This window comes from Streptomyces sp. NPDC088747 (assembly GCF_044751025.1).
Classification (GTDB): Bacteria; Actinomycetota; Actinomycetes; order Streptomycetales; family Streptomycetaceae; genus Streptomyces.
This window is the reverse complement of record NZ_JBIVKZ010000002.1, coordinates 795,266-813,078: the sequence shown is the minus strand read 5'-3', so window position 1 is coordinate 813,078 and position 17,813 is coordinate 795,266. Positions and strand designations below refer to the sequence as shown.

General features: G+C 70.1%; 24 protein-coding genes and 1 tRNA gene. 14 read left to right on the top strand and 11 right to left on the bottom strand.

Going from position 1 to position 17,813, the window contains the following annotated elements:
* Positions 1-7: 7 nt before the first annotated feature.
* The 13 genes from ACIP79_RS08225 to ACIP79_RS08165 all read left to right on the top strand — a co-directional run bounded on the left by ACIP79_RS08225 (position 8) and on the right by ACIP79_RS08165 (position 7,741).
* Positions 8-742, top strand: a complete 735-nt coding sequence (locus ACIP79_RS08225) for a hypothetical protein (protein WP_401220799.1) — start codon at positions 8-10, stop codon at positions 740-742.
* Entirely contained in the window at positions 739-1,281 is a 543-nt protein-coding gene (locus tag ACIP79_RS08220; protein WP_401220796.1) for a hypothetical protein, read from the top strand. Before ACIP79_RS08225 ends, ACIP79_RS08220 begins: the two co-directional genes overlap by 4 nt.
* Before the next feature lie 2 nt (positions 1,282-1,283).
* Positions 1,284-2,678 carry an AAA family ATPase gene (locus ACIP79_RS08215; RefSeq protein ID WP_401220795.1) on the top strand — a complete coding sequence of 465 codons (1,395 nt, stop codon included), beginning with the start codon at positions 1,284-1,286 and terminating at the stop codon, positions 2,676-2,678.
* A gap of 78 nt (positions 2,679-2,756) precedes the next feature.
* The gene (locus ACIP79_RS08210) at positions 2,757-3,107 is read left to right on the top strand and encodes a hypothetical protein (protein WP_401220792.1); all 351 of its coding nucleotides are present in this window, start codon (positions 2,757-2,759) and stop codon (positions 3,105-3,107) included.
* Positions 3,091-3,504, top strand: a complete 414-nt coding sequence (locus ACIP79_RS08205) for a hypothetical protein (protein ID WP_401220790.1) — start codon at positions 3,091-3,093, stop codon at positions 3,502-3,504. Before ACIP79_RS08210 ends, ACIP79_RS08205 begins: the two co-directional genes overlap by 17 nt.
* Positions 3,501-4,217, top strand: a complete 717-nt coding sequence (locus ACIP79_RS08200; RefSeq protein ID WP_401220788.1) for a hypothetical protein — start codon at positions 3,501-3,503, stop codon at positions 4,215-4,217. Before ACIP79_RS08205 ends, ACIP79_RS08200 begins: the two co-directional genes overlap by 4 nt.
* 2 nt (positions 4,218-4,219) lie before the next feature.
* Positions 4,220-4,909, top strand: a complete 690-nt coding sequence (locus tag ACIP79_RS08195; protein WP_401220785.1) for a hypothetical protein — start codon at positions 4,220-4,222, stop codon at positions 4,907-4,909.
* A 161-nt stretch (positions 4,910-5,070) separates the two neighbouring features.
* Entirely contained in the window at positions 5,071-5,274 is a 204-nt protein-coding gene (locus ACIP79_RS08190) for a hypothetical protein (protein WP_401220782.1), read from the top strand.
* A 5-nt stretch (positions 5,275-5,279) separates the two neighbouring features.
* A complete protein-coding gene (locus ACIP79_RS08185) occupies positions 5,280-5,816 on the top strand; it encodes a DUF6879 family protein (protein ID WP_401220780.1) in 537 nt (178 codons plus the stop codon).
* Entirely contained in the window at positions 5,813-6,655 is an 843-nt protein-coding gene (locus ACIP79_RS08180) for a helix-turn-helix domain-containing protein (RefSeq protein WP_401220777.1), read from the top strand. Before ACIP79_RS08185 ends, ACIP79_RS08180 begins: the two co-directional genes overlap by 4 nt.
* Positions 6,656-6,742: 87 nt before the next feature.
* On the top strand, positions 6,743-7,204 hold the full coding sequence (locus tag ACIP79_RS08175; RefSeq protein ID WP_401220775.1) for a hypothetical protein: 462 nt from the start codon (positions 6,743-6,745) through the stop codon (positions 7,202-7,204).
* Positions 7,201-7,425, top strand: a complete 225-nt coding sequence (locus tag ACIP79_RS08170) for a hypothetical protein (RefSeq protein WP_401220772.1) — start codon at positions 7,201-7,203, stop codon at positions 7,423-7,425. The genes ACIP79_RS08175 and ACIP79_RS08170 overlap by 4 nt, the downstream gene beginning before the upstream one ends.
* Before the next feature lie 172 nt (positions 7,426-7,597).
* Positions 7,598-7,741: a hypothetical protein gene (locus ACIP79_RS08165; protein WP_401220769.1), complete on the top strand. Its 144-nt coding sequence runs from the start codon at positions 7,598-7,600 to the stop codon at positions 7,739-7,741.
* A gap of 139 nt (positions 7,742-7,880) precedes the next feature.
* Here ACIP79_RS08165 and ACIP79_RS08160 read toward each other — a convergent pair whose 3' ends face one another.
* The 8 genes from ACIP79_RS08160 to ACIP79_RS08125 form a co-directional block, all read right to left on the bottom strand.
* Positions 7,881-8,111, bottom strand: coding sequence for a hypothetical protein (locus tag ACIP79_RS08160; protein ID WP_401220766.1), 231 nt, complete (start codon positions 8,109-8,111; stop codon positions 7,881-7,883).
* A 149-nt stretch (positions 8,112-8,260) separates the two neighbouring features.
* Positions 8,261-10,342: a cell division protein FtsK gene (locus ACIP79_RS08155; RefSeq protein ID WP_401220763.1), complete on the bottom strand. Its 2,082-nt coding sequence runs from the start codon at positions 10,340-10,342 to the stop codon at positions 8,261-8,263.
* A gap of 86 nt (positions 10,343-10,428) precedes the next feature.
* Positions 10,429-10,596, bottom strand: a complete 168-nt coding sequence (locus ACIP79_RS08150) for a DUF6257 family protein (protein WP_401220760.1) — start codon at positions 10,594-10,596, stop codon at positions 10,429-10,431.
* A gap of 97 nt (positions 10,597-10,693) precedes the next feature.
* Positions 10,694-11,002, bottom strand: coding sequence for a hypothetical protein (locus ACIP79_RS08145; protein WP_401220757.1), 309 nt, complete (start codon positions 11,000-11,002; stop codon positions 10,694-10,696).
* A complete protein-coding gene (locus ACIP79_RS08140) occupies positions 10,999-11,157 on the bottom strand; it encodes a hypothetical protein (protein ID WP_401220754.1) in 159 nt (52 codons plus the stop codon). Before ACIP79_RS08140 ends, ACIP79_RS08145 begins: the two co-directional genes overlap by 4 nt.
* Entirely contained in the window at positions 11,154-11,537 is a 384-nt protein-coding gene (locus ACIP79_RS08135; RefSeq protein ID WP_401220751.1) for a DeoR family transcriptional regulator, read from the bottom strand. Before ACIP79_RS08135 ends, ACIP79_RS08140 begins: the two co-directional genes overlap by 4 nt.
* Positions 11,538-11,545: 8 nt before the next feature.
* Positions 11,546-11,917, bottom strand: coding sequence for a DUF6907 domain-containing protein (locus ACIP79_RS08130; RefSeq protein WP_401220749.1), 372 nt, complete (start codon positions 11,915-11,917; stop codon positions 11,546-11,548).
* Complete coding sequence (locus ACIP79_RS08125; RefSeq protein WP_401220747.1) at positions 11,914-12,261, bottom strand: hypothetical protein; 348 nt, start codon at positions 12,259-12,261, stop codon at positions 11,914-11,916. Before ACIP79_RS08125 ends, ACIP79_RS08130 begins: the two co-directional genes overlap by 4 nt.
* 186 nt (positions 12,262-12,447) lie before the next feature.
* Between ACIP79_RS08125 and ACIP79_RS08120 the strand changes: the two genes are divergently transcribed.
* Positions 12,448-12,657, top strand: coding sequence for a hypothetical protein (locus tag ACIP79_RS08120; RefSeq protein ID WP_401220744.1), 210 nt, complete (start codon positions 12,448-12,450; stop codon positions 12,655-12,657).
* A gap of 100 nt (positions 12,658-12,757) precedes the next feature.
* Here ACIP79_RS08120 and ACIP79_RS08115 read toward each other — a convergent pair.
* The 3 genes from ACIP79_RS08115 to ACIP79_RS08105 all read right to left on the bottom strand — a co-directional run bounded on the left by ACIP79_RS08115 (position 12,758) and on the right by ACIP79_RS08105 (position 17,674).
* A tRNA-Lys gene (locus ACIP79_RS08115) sits at positions 12,758-12,830 on the bottom strand.
* Positions 12,831-12,951: 121 nt separating this feature from the next.
* Complete coding sequence (locus ACIP79_RS08110; protein ID WP_401220742.1) at positions 12,952-14,511, bottom strand: amino acid permease; 1,560 nt, start codon at positions 14,509-14,511, stop codon at positions 12,952-12,954.
* Between the two features lie 61 nt (positions 14,512-14,572).
* Entirely contained in the window at positions 14,573-17,674 is a 3,102-nt protein-coding gene (locus ACIP79_RS08105; protein WP_401220739.1) for an FG-GAP repeat domain-containing protein, read from the bottom strand.
* Between the last annotated feature and the right edge of the window lie 139 nt (positions 17,675-17,813).

Genomic DNA, 17,813 nt, shown 5'->3' with positions numbered 1-17,813 from the left:
CACGCTCATGACCAGCGTAATCCCCCAGGCGTCAATGGTGACGCCGGACTCCAGAGACCAGCGCACCAGCGAACACACCGACGGCGAGACGCGCCTCACCCACCAGGCCGCCGCGATCTACATCGTCACCAAGCTCTACGACGAGGCACGCAAGGAAGCCGCCCCCGCCAAGACCCTCGACGACATCGCCGATGCCCTGCCCGACGTCCTGGCCCGGTCGTTCCGAGAGGCGAACATCGCGCCCGACGTCACCGCGGCCGTGCTGCCTGAGGCCGCCAAACTCCTGTGGGCCTACATCGTCGTCGAACACGGCCGCGCCGAGAGCGGTGAAGACGTCGGGTTCATCTTCGATCTCCTCGCGGACAGCCTCAAGCACGGCACTGACCCGCAGGTCGTCAAGTCCGAGGTCCCCCGCGTTGTCGCACGGCTCCGCACCGAGAGCGCCGTCGCAGCTGCCGAGGACGCCATCACCAAGGCGGTGGCCGCGAGCCTGGCCGGGCTCACCACCCACCCCCGGGACCGCGCCGAGCAGCTGCACCGCGCGATCGACGACGTTTCCGCGGAGCACCTCGCGCGGCCGGACGTCGGTGACATGCCGCTCAAGGAGGCCCAGGGCGCGGAGGCGTTCAGCACCGCCATCGAGGCCATGGAACGGGCCTTGAGCCTGTCGGACAGCCCGGCCAGGACACGGCGCGCGCTGCGCAACTGGGTCGACATGATGGCCGCCGAGGCCGGCGCGTGAACTCCCGTCCCGAGCAGGGCCGCCTCGACGCCGCCACGGCGTCGGGGCGGCCCCTGCGCGCCGTCCCACCCAACCCCACGCCAGGCGAGATCACCGCACTCCGGGCCGAGACGCAGGTGGCCGCGCTCGGAGTGCACAACTGGCCCTCGTACGGCTCCGTGGAGTGGCTCCGACTCGACCCGCAGGACGCACGCGTCTACGTCGCGACGCTCGAGGCCGCGGAGCTCCATCGCCGCGCCGAGGACGAACGGGCGCGCGTCGACTGGCTGATGGACAACGAGCCGGACGTCTGGTGGGCCGAGATCACCGACGAAGCCCGTCGCGAGACCAGCCGCCGCGTACGGGCGATCGGCGCCATGGAGTCCGCAGCCGACGTGCGGGCGAGGCAGGCCCGCGCGGGCAACCGGCCGCCGCGTGAGGTCACGGCCACCAAGGGCTGGCCGCCCATCGCGATCCCCGGACGGCCCGGCTGGTACCGGCATCTCGTGAACGGACAGCAGGTCGATCTACCCACGAACAGAGCACAGGGGAACGAGTGACCATGCACGACGTGCCCCCGCCGCCGCTCCATGTACGGGCGCCCCTCGCGTCCGGAGCTGCGGCGGGGGCCGCCCCGGGGCCGCTGTGGTTCGACGACGAACCGCAGCGCACCGACTCGGGCCTGTACGTCCCCAGCCGCGACGGTCGGCCGAACCCAGAGACGATGTCCTCCGAGGAGTACTTCAAAGCTCGCGTCCAATCCCTCCGAGCGGAACTCCTCGGCACCAACGACCTCGACAAGATCCCTGATCTTGAACCCCTCGTCGGTGACCTGCTCGCTATGAACACCCTTGCTCGCCTCGTCGGCCCGTCCGGCACCTTCAAGTCGTTCGTCCTGCTCGACATGTGCGGCTGCGTGGGCACGGGCATGAAGTGGCACGGCCAGTACGTGAAACAGGGCAACGTCGTCTACCTCGTCGCCGAGGGCGAGCAGGGCATCCGCAAGCGCGTCCGCGCCTGGGAACAGCATCACGGCGTCCGCATGGACAACGTGCTGTTCCTCCCCAGGCCGGTGCAGGCGATGAGCCCGGAGTGGGAGGTGCTGATCGAGGTGTTGAAAGAGATCAGGCCCGCCCTGATCGGCGTCGACACACAGGCCCGCGTCACCCTCGGCGTCGAGGAGAACTCCGCCAAGGAGATGGGCCAAGTCATCGACCGCTTGGACCAGTTGCGCACCTCCACCGGGGCCTGTGTAGCCCTGATCCACCACACCGGGCACGTCGGCGAGCACGGCCGCGGATCCAGCTCCGTGAAGGGCTCCCTCCAGTCTGAGATCAAGATCTCGCGGAAGGGCGACCGGCTGTCGAACACCACCCTCACGATCAAGTCCGGCAAGCAGAAGGACGAGGACGAGGACGAGGACCACCAGTTCGGTATGAAGAAGGTCAGCCTCGACGGGGAGTTCAAGCCCGACGGCCGGCCCGTCACCTCGCTGGTGCTCGAGTCCCTCGACGCGCTGCCCGATCGCGGTCCCGCAGAAGGCACCGTTGAGTGGATCGTCCGGAGGCTCGACCAAGAGCAGGTGCCCTACTCCTGGGGCCGTCCTCGCACCGCCGAGAAGCTCAACGAACTCGGCATCAAGGCCGCCAAGGAGAAGATCGAGGAAGTCGTTCGGGTCCGTAAGGAACGCGGCGGAAGGCTGCCCCCAAGCCTGCCCTACTCGCGAGTAATAGAACCTGCCCCGGACTCGGGGGCAGGGCAGGACGAAACCCCAGATCAGACCTGCCCAGGGCAGGTTGCGGGCAGGTCGGGGCATGGCGCCTCAGACCTGCCTGCCCCCTCCCCTTCTCTTAGGAGGGGGCAGGTAGGGCACCCCAGCCCCATCTGCATCGCCTGCAACCTCCCTCTCGACGCCGAGTGGGCCGCACGCGGCCACGACCGACACGTCACCTGTTGAGCCGCCCGGCATCCGGTTCCGCCAGCCCCGCGCGTTCATGCGCGCGCGGGAACACCATCACCCCAGATCAGAGGCACCATGAGACTCCAATCCGCACAACTTGAGTGGAACGACCGCGTCACCACCGAAGCCCAGAAACGAGGCTTCACCGCCTTCACCCCCCAGCGCGAGAACCAGCGCGGACACGACCCGAGCCTGATCCTCGTACGCGGCCCCCGCATGCTCCTCCTCTGGCTGCGCACGGGCCGCCGCAAGCCACTGCCCGCGGTCGACGCGTACCGCGAGGCCGGCCTCGACGCGCACGGCTTCTGGCCCGCGGACTGGCCGCAGATCGTGAGCCTGCTGCTGCGCGCCCCGGATCCCGTCATCACCGCCCTGGCGAGCCGTCAGGGCGTCCAGGACAGGCCCGACGGTGACGACGCCGCGTGAGCCCGCCCACGGCCCGCTCCCGGCCGTTCTCGACGACGGCGGGGTCTACCTCCCGCCGTCCGTCGCGTTCGCCTTCTGGAAGCCCCTCCGCGACAGCCTCGCCCGCCACCGCGCGGACGGCGGCCACATCCGGCCCGAAGTCGTGGCCGCGATGGACGTGTTGAGGGCCTCCGCGTACGCCCACATGTGCGATCCCGAGCAGGACAAACGCACATCGCGCGACGATCCGGACCGTACCGACCTCGTCACCACCGGGGAGCTTGCCGGCCGCCTCGGGGTGACGGGGTTTCACGTCCGGCGCCTGGCCGCCGCTGCGGGCATCACGCGCGTGGCGCACGGCCGATGGGCGCTCGAGGACGCCGACCGGCTCGCCGAACTGCGGAGGACCCGCTCATGACCACACCGACCAACGCCCCGCCCGACCCGCTGACGATGTCTGACGCCGAGGTCGACGCGATCCTCACCGACGCCAAGGAAGAGGCGTACGTCACCGCTCAGCGACTGCGCACCGCCGAGGAGACCCTCAAGGGCAACCACGGGCCCGCATCCGACGCACTCACCGCCAAGCACCTTGCCGAGCTGCGCGCCACCGCCGAGCACGCCGCGCTGAAGGTGCCGGCCGCCGAGCGCCGCCACGCCGAGATCCGTGAGACCCGCATCGCAGCCCAGCGGGCAGAGATCAAGGCGCAGATCCGGGCCGAAGCCGCCTCCGACCTTGACGGAGCCGAGAGCATCATCAAGGCCGTGGACGCGTTCCAGGCCGCCGTGACAGGCGTCTGCGAAGCCGTCCAGGCCCACAACGGCCGCATCGCCAAGTGGGGCCGCCTGATGGGGCAGGCCGGCATCCAGCCCATCCAGGGCGAGGGCCGCGCCGAGGGCGCCCTCGCGCACATGGTCGGCGGGGAGAACGTCACGATCGAGCACAAGGTCTACCGCCGGATGAGTCCCGCGGTCCTGCTCGCCGTTGTCCTGCACCGCGTCCTCGCGACGTACCCGAGGGAGATGCGGAACTACAACGTGGGCCGGGAGCTGGGCCGCGACGGAGAGCTGCACGACCGGGGCTCCGGCCTGCCCACGAACGTTCACGCCCTGATCCGAAGGGACGCCTGACCATGACAATCCCCGCACCCGTGACGGCGCACCCCAACGAGGACGTCGACCACCTCGCCGCGCGTGCCTCGAAGCTGACGTTCGTCGCCAAGGCCCGCGCGGTCCGCGAGAACTTCAACACCTCGGACCGCTTCAAGACGGAGCAGGTCTCCGGCCTGTACGACGCGCACGTGCAGGAAACCGCGGACGCGTACGAGCGGCTGACTACCCGCCGCCGTGACCGCCTCGCCTACTTGGAGTCCCTGGTACCGGTCGGGACCGGCATCGCCGAGAACGCCACCCCCGCGGACAAGGCCGTGCTCATGACGGCGTTCCGGGCCGCATGGAAGGAAGCGCAGGAGGCGGACCGTGCAGGCCGGATGCGGATGCTCGCCGAGGCTGAGCGGTTCGGGGACGACGCGACGCGCCGGGCGGTCCTCACGTTCGCTGTCGACCACAGTGAGCTGGACACCGTGCGCGCGTGGACGGACTTCCACCTCGACGAGAAAGGCATGGTCGACGAGGCGCGGGAGCTGCGCGAGGCGTTGGCCGGCCGCAGCCCTCTCCACGGGTTCGAGCGGCAGGACTTCACGCCTGTGCCGAAGCCTCAGGAGGCGTACGACTGGCCCCGGATCAAGGACCATCCGACGGCGGAGCCCAGGGACCCGGGGCGTGAAGTGCGGCCCGGAGTGATTGAGCGCTCTCGCCGCTGAAGCGGACCGCCCGGCGCCCGGCACCTCATCGCGAGGGGCCGGGCGCTGTTGCGCGCAACGGATCACCTGACCGGCAGTGGGCGCAATCTCGCGCAATCCTCCAGCGCAACCGCGCGATCCACAGCATCCTGGACCTCCAACCAGCGGAGATGGAGGGCACCATGACGCTCAGGTTCCTCGGCACCACGTCAGAACACGGCAACTGCCCCACCCTGTACGAGGTCGTCGAGACTGGCGAGATCCTCGTCCAGGGGGAAGTGGAGACGGACCCCGAGCACCTCGCGCAGCTGCGGGACGTGAAGGACTCGGAGACGTTCGTACGCATCCCGCGCGAACTGCTCACCCGCTTCGCCCCCAAGGAGTAGACCGAGTGCCGGACCTGGTCCCGTTCGACGAGATCACCTACCTGTTCACGGAGTTCGAGCACACTGCATGGCGCCTGGAGACCCGCCGCGGCTACGCCTCCGACCGCCAGGGCGAGCGCTTCAAGGCCTTCATGCGCGGCGTCATGCCGGCCCCGGAGCCCGACCACTCGTGGAACGTCAACGTCCGTACGCAGACCGCGCAGGGCAAGCGGTTCGAGCGCGTACGGATCATCGACGAGCCGCCTACCGATGGACAGCGGTTCCTCATGGCCACCGCGCAGGGAAACATCGAGGCAGGCGAGGACATCCGCGTGCTGCCCCGATCCGAGGCGAAGCGGCTGAAGCTCCCAGACCACGACCTATGGCTGTTCGACTCCCGCACCCTGATCCGCTTCCACATCGACGACACCGACACCACCACGGGCGTGGAAGTCATCGAGGATCCTGCCGATGTGCTCGCCATGTGCCAGGCCCGCGACGCCGCACGGCACTTCGCGGTCCCTACTGCGGACGCCTGGACGCAGGTACGTTCCTCCGTGTGAGCACGGACTACCAGACCGCCCGCGAGGCCCTCGGTGCGCGGCTGCGCGAGCTGCGTACCGAGGCCGGGTACGACGGCAAGGGCATCGCCGAGCGCCTCGGCTGGCAGCGCTCCAAGGTCTCCCGCCTGGAGAACGGCAAGCAGACCGCGACACCGCAGGACCTCGACGCGTGGGCCGATGTGGTGGGGGCGCCAACCGAGGCCGACGACCTCAAGAGTCGGTTGCGCGGACTGGAGACACAGCAGCGCTCATGGCGTCGGCAGCTCGCTGCGGGTCACCGCTCGGTACAGGACAAGTACGTCGTCGAGTACCGCCGCACCGCCACCGTGCGGGGGTACGAAGCCACCGTCATCCCGGGCCTGTTCCAGACCCCGGACTACGCCCGACATCTCCTGATCCACAACGCCGAGTTGATGCAGTCCCCACGGGACACCGACGAGGCCGTACGCGCCCGCATGAGGCGGCAGGAGGTGCTGTACGAGGCGGGCAAGACGTTCCGTGTCCTCATCTGGGAAGCCGTCCTTCACGCCCTGGTGTGCCCGCGCGATGTGATGGCGGGGCAGCTCGATCGGCTCGCCGGACTGATCGGCATGAGCGCCATCTCGCTCGGCATCGTCCCCTTCGGTGTGCCGCTGAAGCTCACCCCGAAGCACGGATTTTGGATCTTCGACGAACAGCGGGTAGTCGTCGAGACGATCAACACGGAGTTCGCGCTCGAATCGGCCGAGGATGTCGCCCTGTACGAGCGGGTGTGGGACAGCCTCAATGAGGGAGCCGTCTACGGCCCTCAGGCGCACCGCCTCATCGCCCGTGCGCGGGCCTCTCTCGACCTCGCGTGAGCAACCGGCCCCAACACCCTCGGCTCCTCGCGCAATCCCGCGCAATCGGCGCGCGTCCGCGCAACCGAACTCCCTACGGTCCTGTTCATGGCCACACGGACACGCAATCCGGGCACTCGCCACGCAGGCCGCGACTGGCTCGCCGACTGCGCCCCCACCCCTGACGCCGTACACCGAGCCTGGTCGGCCGGCGAACTCGCGCTTGTCCCCTCGGGGTTGCGCTGGCTCGCCGTCGAGGCGCCCCTCCTGCACAGCGTCGACGCGATGCAGCGGATACCACCCGACACCCTCGGGCCCGTGCTCGCGTATCCGGCTGCTGAGCGGGCCTGGTGGCTCGTACCGCTCGACGCCGCAGAGCACTTGGACGATGTCGCCCGGCTCACCGTGCACCCGCCTACGTGGCCGCTGTACTGCCCGCCCGTCAACCGCCCGACAAACGGCCGCGTATGGCTCGCGCGGCCCCATGGCAGCGGGCGCCTGACGGATACCACCGTGCTCGGCGCGTGCTTCGGGCCCGGCGGACGACTTCCCGCGGAGGCATTCGGATGACCACCAACGAGACAGACACCACGCCCTGCTTGGACCGGGGCAGCTACGCCTGGTGCGCCTGGCACAAGGGGGTCAGCGATGACACCCGATTGGTACGGATCGTCGAGCAGGGCTCCGCATTCGGTGGCGGCGGCCTGTTCGCCTGCCGCCCCTGCCGCAACGCCTACGACCTGGTGCCGCTCGCCGACCAGCCCGCGCCCGAGAAGGGCACGCGAGCGTGAGCCGGACCAAGCGGCGGCCTGTCGCGACCGCGGAGTACCAGGACCTGGTGACCCACTGCACGACGTGCACACGGTGTCGAGAGACCCCTGAGACGGAATGCCCTCATGCTGGCAGGCTGCGCCGACGGTGGCGCTGGGTGGTCGGCGAGATCACCGCCGGACGGAGGACATGGTGAGCGCCTCCACCCTGCCCCGTCACACGCTCGGCCTCGGCGGCTACTGCTGGGCTGAACACCCGCGCACCTCCGTGCATTGCACCGAGCCCACCGGCCACAGCGGGCGGCACTGGCACCCGTACAGCAAGACCAGCTGGTAGACCTCGTCACCGGTGCGCCGCCGATCGCGCCGGTGACGAGTCAAGCCGCCCGTCCCGCACCCCGTGCCCGAAGGGGCGGGCGGGTTCAGGCCCCCGTGACCGGTTACGCGTCTCCCGTCACGGGGGCCGCTCCATGCCCTCAGCGGACTCCGCCTTCGTACGTACGCCGCCACGCGTTGTGTGCCCGCCGGCCGATGCGCAGCCGCAGTCTCTTCCCCCGGCAGCGGGGGCACGTCCGCGTCGTCCGCCACCGCTCGACCTCGCCCGATCCGTCGCACCGCCGGCACTGGCCGAACGGCCGGACCACGCAGAGCACGAGGTAGTAGGCGAGCCATCCGGCCAGCGCCACGCACGCACCAAGGGTGAGCATCTGTACTCCCGTTCTGAGGGGTGTTTCCCGTTTCCTGCGGGTGGCCCTGCTAGGCGCTAGGCGCCTGCTCAGGGCCGGTTTCTGGTGCTAGTGGGGGTGCTAGGCCAAGCAGGGTGGGGTGCTTGGCCTAGCACCGCGTCGAGCGGCTCCTACGCGGCTGCCCGGTCGGCGTCGCGGCGGGCACGGGCGGCGGCCAGGTCGGCCCGCTTGATGCCGCGGCGGGTGGTGCCCTTCCCGTCCTCCGCAGTCGCCCACACGTCCGCTGTGGCGACTCCCCAGGGCTTGAGTGCCGGGGCGACGGCCGCGGTCGTCCACGCGCCGTAGACGTCCGGCCATGCCTCGGAGAGCCGGGCCGCGATCCGCTCGCACCACAGCGCGTCCTCGTCTGCCCGGAACACCTTCAGCGCGTCGCCCAGCACGTCCATCCCGCGCGAGGCGGACGGGCCCTGACCGAGCGCGTGCCCTGTGACGTTGCCGTAGTCCTCGCGCAGCTGCCGGGCCCGAGCAACCACCAGCTCCGCGGCCGGGCCGTCGACGAACGCGGACGCGACGATCGACGGGTCATCGCCCTCGCCCGCCATCCAGCAGATGCCGCGGTCCGAGCGGCTGAACATGGTGGCGCGGATACCGGCCTTGTACGCCCCGGTCCCGAGCACCATGTCGTTGGCGGTGTGGCCCATCACCTTCAGGCAGAACCGCAGCACCGCGTTCGCGGAGATCCCGGACGGGAGGCTCTTCGCGTCCGGCCTCTGGGTGGCGAACATGCCCACGATGCCCAGCGCCGGGCCGCGCTTGGCGACGTCCGTACAGATCGACTCCAGCTCAGCGCCGTACTTCTCGTGCTCGAACGGGATCTGGCACTCGTCGAACCCGACCACGATCGGGTGCAGACCGAGGCTCTTGTCACTGGCCAGGGCGGGGGTCACCTTCGACTCGGGGCAGCGGGACTTGGGCAGGTGGCGGATCACCTTCGCCCGGCGCCGCAGTTCCTCCTTCAGCTCCCGCATGGCGTGCAGGACGTACAGGAGGTCCTCGTCATCCTCGCCGGACCGGTACCGGTGCATGACCGGTTCCAGCGGGCCGAGGTCGCCAGTGCCCTTGAAGTCGAAGCCGTACAGCTCCGCACGCGGATCAAGGGCGGCGATGAGCAGGAGCAGGCGCAGCAGGAACGTCTTGCCCATGCGGGGGATGGACCCGACGACGATCGAGGCGAACATCAGGGTCACGGCCATGTCCCGCATGCGCTGGTCGTTGCCGAACACGACCGGCTTGAACAGGTCGACCTGCCCCTCCTTCAGCAGCGGCCACGGCGGCTTCGTCGTCTCGTTCATGGGCTTGTCGCCCACCCACAGGATCAGCCGGCCCTCGTGCTCGGTCGGGTCGCCGGACGGCCACACACAGCCCAGCTTGCGGCGCAGGCCGGACGCGAGGGCCTGGCGCTCCTCCATCACGTCCTCGGGCACCACGCCGTACGGGAGGTCGAGGTCTGCCCGGTAGCCGGGCCCGTCGCGGGTGATCTCCGAGGTGAAGCGCATGCCGTTCATGTCGCCGCCCTTCTTCACTGCGGCGGAGATCTTCGCGTTGCCGATCGCGTCCAGGGCGCGGAGCACGATCGAGCCGGTGAGCTTCTGGAGTTCGGTGCGCATCACCGCGGGGCCGATGACCGGGGCGTCGGGTTGCTGGCCGAAGTAGCCCAGCGTCAGGACGCCGCCGGCCGCGAACACGTACAGGAGCTCCGGGGCCATGACGTACAGCCACAGGGCGAAGCCGAGGCCGAACACCGCGGCGACGACGGTCACGAACCCGCGCAGCCGGACGCGTCCGCCGCGGAGCCGGGCGAGGCGCATGTACTCGTCTACGTCGTCCTGGCGTACGGCCCAGTCGCGCAGGGGTGCGGCCTCGCGGTCCCACACCCACCGGTTCGTGGACGTGAGCAGGCGGGCCGTGCCGCGCGGGGCCATGAGGGTGAGCTGCATGCCGTACCAGGGGAGGCGGAGCCCGTGGAAGGTCGTGGCGTACCCGGCATGCCCGGCCGCGCGCTCGACGGTCGCGCGGAAGTCGCGTGTCGACCGGAGCCACGGGGCGAGGATCGGGCGCCGCTTCTCGGTCGTGACCCCGGGCTCGGGGAGCTTTGGGTTGTCGACGGGTACGGGCGCACTCGGCTGGTCGGGTGCAGCTGCTTGGGGGGTGCTCGGTGGCGTGTCTGTCGGGGAAACGACGGTGTCCGTCATCCTGGTCTCTCCGGTCGTTCTTCGGGACGTTCGGGTGCACGGGGCGGCCGGTATACCTGGCAGGGTGCGGCCGCCCCGTGGTGGATCTACTTGCTGCCGTTGGCCCGGCGGCGGGCCTTGTCCTTGACACGCTTGATGCGGCGGTCGATGTCCGGCTGGTCGGTGATGCCGGCGAGCGCGCGTTTGATGCCGTGCGCCTCGATGGCGGCGATGCGGGCCTTCTCCCAGACGGTGAGCTTCGGCTCCTTGGCCATGAGGCCTCCTTGATCGTGGGCCGGGCTGTCCGGCCCCACCGCGCCCCCGCAACCGCGGCCCCGGTGACCGTGGTTGACGGAGGACGGAAGGGCCAGGTCAGCCCTTGCGGGAGGTACGCCACATGTCGCGCAGCACGAGCAGGCAGATCACGAGGGCGACGAGGCCGGTGGCCAGGACGACGAGCGCGATCGACAGGCCGATCAGGATGGCCACGACCATGAACGCTACGACGACCAGGGCGAGCAGGCCGAGGCATCCGCCGGCCACGTACGCGCCCCACGGGCGGGCCACGATCGGGGAGAGCGGCTGCACGGCCGGGGCCGGGCCGGGAACGTAGGGCGCGGCGTACATGGGGTTGCCCGCGAGGTCGTAGCCGATCTGCTGCCGCTGTACGGGCTCGGTCACGGCGCCCACCTCCGCACGCTCCGGGCCACCGTCGGGCGGACCGCGAAGCCCACCCCGAAGGCGACGACGAGGGAGTTCGCGGCCACCGCGAGGACGACGGACGGGCAGAGCACCAGGAGCAGGCCCAACAGGGCGCCGAGGAGAAGCCACCTCATGACCGCACCCCCTGCGCCTCAGCGGCAGCGAAGCGAGCCGCCATGCGGGTGCGCACGGCCTCCGCAGCCTGGTGGATGAGGAGGCGCGCGATGTCCTCCGGCTGGCCCTTGTACGAGGCGGCGAGGAGTCGCAGATCCTTCCCCAACTGCTCGCTCGGTGGCAGGGTCACGCCCTCCGGGCCGGGCCGCGGGTCGGCGCTCACTGGTGGCTCATCCGGGGCCACATTCGGGGGCGTCTCAGGCTCGGCCGCGGGGGGCGGGTTGTGGAGATCCCTGCGGACGGTTTCCTTGGAAACCCCCAGCTCGGCGGCGATCTCTGGCACGGTCATGTGGCGCTCCGTGAGGTGCGCGACGACGATCAGGCGTGTCGCACGGGACATCGCAGCCATCACGCACCGCCCTGCTCAATGAGGAGCTCGGCAAGTTGCTGGCCGAGGACGCGCAGCCGTGCCGCAGTCTCGACGAGCGCGTCGGCCAGCTGCTCGGCCTCGTCGGGGGTGTACGAGCCGGTGATGTAGCCGGACTCGACGTAGAGGACGGTGTCCCGGGTGGCGCTCGGCGAGTAGGGGGAGCGGGCGAACATCGCGGTCGCCGTCTGGAAGCCGTTGATCTCGAAGACGTGCTCGTGCCCGTAGTGGGTGATGTCACCCTTGTGCCCGGCGTGGTCGTCGTCGTGGCCCTTGCACCAGTCGGGTTCGTCGATCTCCAGTGCCTTGGTCACGAGGATGTTCAGCACGGCGGTGCGGGGCTCGGCGTTCACTGGTCCTCCCCGGCGGGGAGGGTGACGGCCTCGGACCAGGTGGCGCCGGCGTCGAGTGCGGCGTGCGCCTGGTCGGCGGTGACGTATCCGGTGACGGAGTGCTCGGCGAGACGCTCGCGCAGGTACTGGGTGGTCCACTCGATGCCGAGCGGTTTGTCATCGAGGACGGCGCGGAGGGCGATCTTCGCGTGGCAAGCGCGGTCGCTGAGGATCCGGTCGTGTGTCTCGCTGTCGCCGACGGTGGCGGGGTGGGGGATGTCGAGGGCTTCGAGGACGGCCGCGAGCAGGTCGCGGGTGGGGTCGGAAGGCTTGCCGGACGTGATGGACGGCATGGGAAGATCCATGGAGCCGACTCCTTGTTGTGATCAAGGTGCTCGGTGAGGCCCTGCCGCGGTGTTCCACCACTGCGGTGGGGCCGTTCTGTTGCAGCCGGAAGAGTTCCGGGTGTGGCCACACCTTACGCCGGGTGTGGCCACACCTCAAGCGCTCTAGCGCTGGTCCGTGTGGCTACACCCAGGTACCGTCTCCACATGCCCAACCAGCCGAAGACCCCAGTCAGCCGTTTCCGCATCGCCGCGGAAGAATGGCGCGCCTTCGGCGAGGCCCTACCCGACGACACCGACCGGTCCGCGATCCTGCGGGAGTTCGTCGCGTGGTATCTCCGGCGTCCCGGAGCGAAGTTGCCGACGAGGCCCTCGACATCCGGAACGAGTAGTCGTTCCGACGTTCGCGATTCATGATCGCTTCCGCTCGGCTGAGCATTGGCTGAGCTAACGATCTCCAAGCCCTCAGAACACACCGAAGCCCCAGCTCAGAACGCTCTGACCTGGGGCTTCCCGGTAGACCCTGTGGGACTCGAACCCACAACCAATGGATTAAAAGTCCACTGCTCTGCCAATTGAGCTAAGGGTCCACGCGTCGGGGCACGGCGGTCCCGTTGAGGGCGCTGTGGCGACGCATCCCCGAGCATAGCCGGACGTGGCCGGGACTCCGATCGGGTATCGGGGACCCGGCCGCGCCGAACGCGTACAAGGTTACGGATCTACCGGTTCGGGAGCACCCTTGCGGGCCGCTTCGCGGGCCTGGGTGCGTTCGTGGTCGGGGTTGAGGAACCAGTGGCGGGCGGAGGCCAGCCACCAGGTCGTGGCGAAGCCGAGGACGACGAGGACCGCGACGGGGGCGTAGTTGAAGGTCTCCCAGGTGACCGGGGAGACCTGGGGGAGCATGAAGAGGATCGTGATGACCGCCACCCAGGCCACGGAGACGATGCCGATCGGGCGGGACCAGCGGCCCAGGTGCCAGGGCCCGTGTTCGAACGCCTCGCCCTTGCGCAGCCGCAGCAGCGTCGGGATGACGTACGCGATGTAGAGGCCGATGACCGCGATGGAGGTCACCGCCGCGTAGGCCGTGACGTTGATCAGGTACGGGAGACCGAGCACCAGCGCGCCGAGCGCGGCGAGCCAGACCGCCGCCACCGGCGTCCGCGTGCGCGGGTTCACCGTGTGCCAGAGGTGCGAGAAGGGCAGCGCGCCGTCGCGCGAGAAGGCGTAGATCATGCGGGAGTTGGCGGTGACGGACGCCATGCCGCAGAACAGCTGCGCGCCGATCACCACGAGCAGCAGGAGTTTGCCGGTGGTCGCGCCCAGCGCGTCGAGCAGGATCTGGGCCGGCGGCACCCCGGTCGGCGACCCGAGCGCGCCGTCGTAGGACTGGATCGCGAAGGTGAAGCCGAGGAGGAGGACGAGGCCCGCTATCCACGAGGTCCAGATCGAGCGGACGATGCCCTTGGGGCCGGCTGTGGACGCGTCGTGCGTCTCCTCCGTCATGTGCGCGGAGGCGTCGTACCCGGTGAAGGTGTACTGCGCCATCAACAGGCCGAGGGCGACGACGTACACGCCGCTGCCCCAGCCCGTGTTGTTCACGAACTCCGTGAACACGAAGGAGGCGGACTGGTGTTCGTCCGGTACGAAGGTCAGCGCGCCGACGATGACCAGCACACCCGCCACGTGCCACCACACGCTGACGCTGTTGAGCAGACCGACGATGCGGACGCCGAAGGTGTTCAACAGCCCGTGCAGGACCAGGATCCCGGCGAACAGCAGCACCGTGCGGCCCGGCGTGACCTCGAAGTCGAACTGGAGGTTCAGGTAGGCGCCCAGGAAGGACGCGGCGCCGAAGTCGATGCCCGCGGTCACCGCGACCTGGCCCAGGACGTTGAACCAGCCCGTGAACCAGGCCCAGGCGGCGGCCGTTCGGGGCGGGGCCAGCCGGTGGGCCCAGAAGTAGAGGCCCGCGGAGGTCGGGTACGCCGAACAGATCTCGGCCATCGCGAGGCCGACGAACAGCGTCATCAGACCGACGGCGACCCAGCCCCAGGTGATCACGGCGGGGCCGCCCGTGTTCATGCCGAACAGGTACAGCGTCAGGCAGCCCGACAGGACCGAGATGATCGTGAAGGAGACCGCGTAGTTCGAGAACGCCGACATGCGGCGGGCGAGGACCTGCGTGTAGCCGAGCTGGGCGAGCCGTTCCTCGTCGGAGAGGTTTCCCTCCGGGAGCCCACTGGCTCTCGCATCAGGCGTTGAGTTTGTCATGCCCCCAGCGATTCCCTCGCCGGGGGCCCGACATGCGTCAGGACGTGGCCGAAAACCGCGCCTAGAAGATTCCCTTGTAGCTCTGCCAGCCGGTGGCGATCTTCACGCGCGTCCCGAAGGAGCCCGTGCCGGTGCCGCTCTGGCGGTAGAGGTTGCCCGCGGTGTCGCGTGCGACCAGGTCGGCCCTGCCGTCTCCGGTGATGTCGCCGGGGCCGACAACCACGTCGTAGTTGATCCCCCAGGTCGCCGTCACCTTCACGCGCGAGGCGAAGGTGCCCTTCCCCGTGCCGTAGTAGCGGTACAGCGCGTTCGTTCTGTCCTGCGCGACCAGGTCGCCGATGCCGTCGCCGTTCAGGTCGCCGGTTCCCACGACCTTCTTGTACGTCTTCCAGTTGTCGTAGAGCTTCACGCGCGTGGCGAACTTGCCGGTGCTGGTGCCCTTGTAGAGGTACACGGCGCCGGTGGAGGCGTTGCGGGCGAGCAGGTCGGGGCGGCCGTCCTTGGTGACGTCGCCGGGGGCGGTGAGGACGTCGTAGCCGTTCCAGCCGCCGGTGACGAGCGTGGTGTACGGCGTCGAGGTCTTCAGCGCGGCACCGCAGCCCGGCTTGTAGAGGCGCGCCGCGCCGCTGGAGAGGCGCACGATCACGTCGTTGCAGCGGTCTCCGCTGAGATCGCCGACGGGCACCGCCTTGACGCTCGTCGTCCAGCCCGTGCCGGTGACCTTCCCGGAGAACGTTCCCTTGCCCGTGCCCTGCTGGAAGGCGAGCGAGCCCGAGGAGTCGAGGGTGAGCAGGTCGCCGACTGCGTCGTCGCCGAGGTGGTCGTGGCGCACGGGGCTGCCGTTTCGCAGTCCGACCGTGCCCGTGACTTCGAGGGGCGCGCCTATGCCGTCCGCGGGCGAGACGGACAGCGTCCAGTCGTACCGGCCGTTCGGCAGGAACACGTCCCCTCCCACCGTCGGGTCGTCGCCTGCCCACCCGACGCTCAGCTCGCCGCGCGCCGCGCCGCCGTCCCGGGTGTCGACGACCTTGCCGGTGGCGGGGTTGCGCACGGTCAGCCGCCAGCTCGCGGACGGCTTCGACAGCAGGACGGTGGTCAGCGTGTCCAGTGTCGTGTCGATCTCGTGGGCGTCGACGTACGGCGCGTTCTGGGCCGGACCGAGCAGCCGCAGCGGCTGCTGCGGCACCCCGGACGGCACGAGGTGCACCTGCTCCTTGTCGTCGACGTACGCCGCGTTCGCCCCGGACTCGTCCACGGTCCAGCGCACATCGCGCTGCGAGACCCCGGTGTCGGGCAGCTCCCCGATGACCCGGCTCGCCGCCGTCCCGCCGGTGACCGTGGTGAGCGTCAGCTTTCCGGCCCGCTTGTCGTGCGTGACGACGTATCCGTCACCGAGCTTGGCCTCGCCGGCCGGTACGGGCACGGACTTCTTCGCCGTACGGTCGTAGACGCCCGCCCGGCCGTCGCAGGTCCAGTACAGGTAGCGGCCGAGCGCCTGGAGTTCGGTGGGCGCGCAGCCGGCGTCGGTGGTGAGGGTCTCGGTGGTCCCCCTGGTGCTCAGGTCGTACGCCGTGACGCTGCCCGGCGTGGCACCGGCGGTCCACAGCAGGTCGCCGGAGAGGGCGGCGGCTCCAGGAGCACGGGTAACGGCGGCGGTGCCGTCGTTGTCGATCCTGAGGACTTCTTGCGCGGTCGCCGTCGTGTGGATCAGGTACCCACCGGATACGTCGGTGATCTGCCCGCCGGAGCTGACGTTGCGATTCCAGTAGCCGTACTGGGCGGGCCCGTTGACCGAGAGCCGGTCATGGTTCGCGGAACCCTTCATCAGCCACGCCGCACGGTCGTCGGCGGTGCCGTGGAGCTGGGAGCAGCCCACGTCCGTCACCGGGCAGTTGTAGAGCATCGAGTCACTGCCGTCGTACGAGGAGCGCGCGCCGAACTCGGGCGTGCCGGTCGCGGCGACGGTCCGTACGTAACTGTCGCGGGTGTTGCCCCAGCTGGCGTCGCCGACGAGCAGCCGCCCTTGTTCCAGGGCCAGGCCCTGGATCGTGTACGGCGGTTTCGGCAGCGCCTTGACCATGGTCGCGAGGGGCCTGCCGTCCTCGCCCGCGTGGATGCGATGGACACCCCAGTCGTCGGCGCCGGTGCGGCCGATGACGACGGCGCTGCCGTCGGGTCCGGCGGAGACGCCGCTGTTCGAGGAGGTGAACAGCGTGACGGGGTCACCGCCGTCGATCGGCGTGGCGGTGACCACGCCGCCGCTGCCGGGGCGGTGCACGAGCCAGTCGCCGACCACCGAGAGGTCGTCGGCGGGAGTCGCGGTGTCAGCGCCGTCCAGGGTCACCTCCACGGGGGCGGCCGTCAGGTCGGCGCGGGAGTACACGGCCACCTGCGAGCTGCCGCTGCCGCCGTACACGGCCAGGTACTCGGGCGAGACCTTGACCGAGTACGGGGTCGGCAGAGGCGGCGACCAGCTCTGGACCTGGCCGGTCCCCGGGTCCACCACCACCAGACGCGGGCTTCCGTCCATCGCCGCGCGGAAGAGCAGCCCCGTGCCGTCGCCTCGCACCGGCCCGCCCAGCCTCATGCCCGCGGGCACGCCGCCGACGGTCACGTCACGCGTGCTCCCGTCGGAACCCGCGGTCAGCAGATGGATGACCTTCGTGACGGTTCCGTCCTCGGCGGTGACGTCCTGCAGGGTGATGACGATGCTGCCGTAGAAGCCCGAGATCACGCTCTGCCCCTCCGGAACCTGGAGGGTGCTGGTCGTGCCGTCGACGGCGTTCCACAGATCGACGTGGCCGTCGCCGTAGCGGGTCGCCAGGACGTCGCTGCCCGTCCCGCCACGGATCACCAGGCCGGCGGCCGGCGGCGGCGCGTCGAAGGACCTGCCGTCCGCGTAGCGCGTCCACACCGGGTCGGAGTGACCTTCGAGGCGGTGGAAGACACCCTGGCCGCCCGCCCCGTCCCCACCGACGGTGGAGTCGGGATTGAGGAGCGTCGCCGATGTGTACGTACCGCGGTACGTCGCCGGTACCACCGTCTCCTGAGGGATGGGCGTGTCCGCGAGCGCCGTCGAGGACGGCAGCAGCGGGGTCAGGCCGGCCGCGAGCACCGCGGAAGCGGCGAACAGGCGCAGGCGTACGAAGGAACGACGAGGCACGAAAGACCCTCCCCAGGGTTCGAGACGGGTGCGCACCGCTTGTCGATGCTCCAGCCCCCCGGCCGTCGCATCCGTCTCGGAAGTCGGTTGATCTTACAACCAGTTCACCGGCCTGTCTGAACGGGTTTTCGAGTGAGGG

Coding starts and splice junctions, on each gene's coding strand:
- ACIP79_RS08225 (WP_401220799.1), top strand. CDS start 8: ATGACCAGCGTAATCCCCCAGGCGTCAATGGTGACGCCGGACTCCAGA.
- ACIP79_RS08215 (WP_401220795.1), top strand. CDS start 1,284: ATGCACGACGTGCCCCCGCCGCCGCTCCATGTACGGGCGCCCCTCGCG.
- ACIP79_RS08210 (WP_401220792.1), top strand. CDS start 2,757: ATGAGACTCCAATCCGCACAACTTGAGTGGAACGACCGCGTCACCACC.
- ACIP79_RS08200 (WP_401220788.1), top strand. CDS start 3,501: ATGACCACACCGACCAACGCCCCGCCCGACCCGCTGACGATGTCTGAC.
- ACIP79_RS08195 (WP_401220785.1), top strand. CDS start 4,220: ATGACAATCCCCGCACCCGTGACGGCGCACCCCAACGAGGACGTCGAC.
- ACIP79_RS08190 (WP_401220782.1), top strand. CDS start 5,071: ATGACGCTCAGGTTCCTCGGCACCACGTCAGAACACGGCAACTGCCCC.
- ACIP79_RS08175 (WP_401220775.1), top strand. CDS start 6,743: ATGGCCACACGGACACGCAATCCGGGCACTCGCCACGCAGGCCGCGAC.
- ACIP79_RS08170 (WP_401220772.1), top strand. CDS start 7,201: ATGACCACCAACGAGACAGACACCACGCCCTGCTTGGACCGGGGCAGC.
- ACIP79_RS08160 (WP_401220766.1), bottom strand. CDS start 8,111: ATGCTCACCCTTGGTGCGTGCGTGGCGCTGGCCGGATGGCTCGCCTAC.
- ACIP79_RS08155 (WP_401220763.1), bottom strand. CDS start 10,342: ATGACGGACACCGTCGTTTCCCCGACAGACACGCCACCGAGCACCCCC.
- ACIP79_RS08150 (WP_401220760.1), bottom strand. CDS start 10,596: ATGGCCAAGGAGCCGAAGCTCACCGTCTGGGAGAAGGCCCGCATCGCC.
- ACIP79_RS08140 (WP_401220754.1), bottom strand. CDS start 11,157: ATGAGGTGGCTTCTCCTCGGCGCCCTGTTGGGCCTGCTCCTGGTGCTC.
- ACIP79_RS08135 (WP_401220751.1), bottom strand. CDS start 11,537: ATGTCCCGTGCGACACGCCTGATCGTCGTCGCGCACCTCACGGAGCGC.
- ACIP79_RS08125 (WP_401220747.1), bottom strand. CDS start 12,261: ATGGATCTTCCCATGCCGTCCATCACGTCCGGCAAGCCTTCCGACCCC.
- ACIP79_RS08120 (WP_401220744.1), top strand. CDS start 12,448: ATGCCCAACCAGCCGAAGACCCCAGTCAGCCGTTTCCGCATCGCCGCG.
- ACIP79_RS08110 (WP_401220742.1), bottom strand. CDS start 14,511: ATGACAAACTCAACGCCTGATGCGAGAGCCAGTGGGCTCCCGGAGGGA.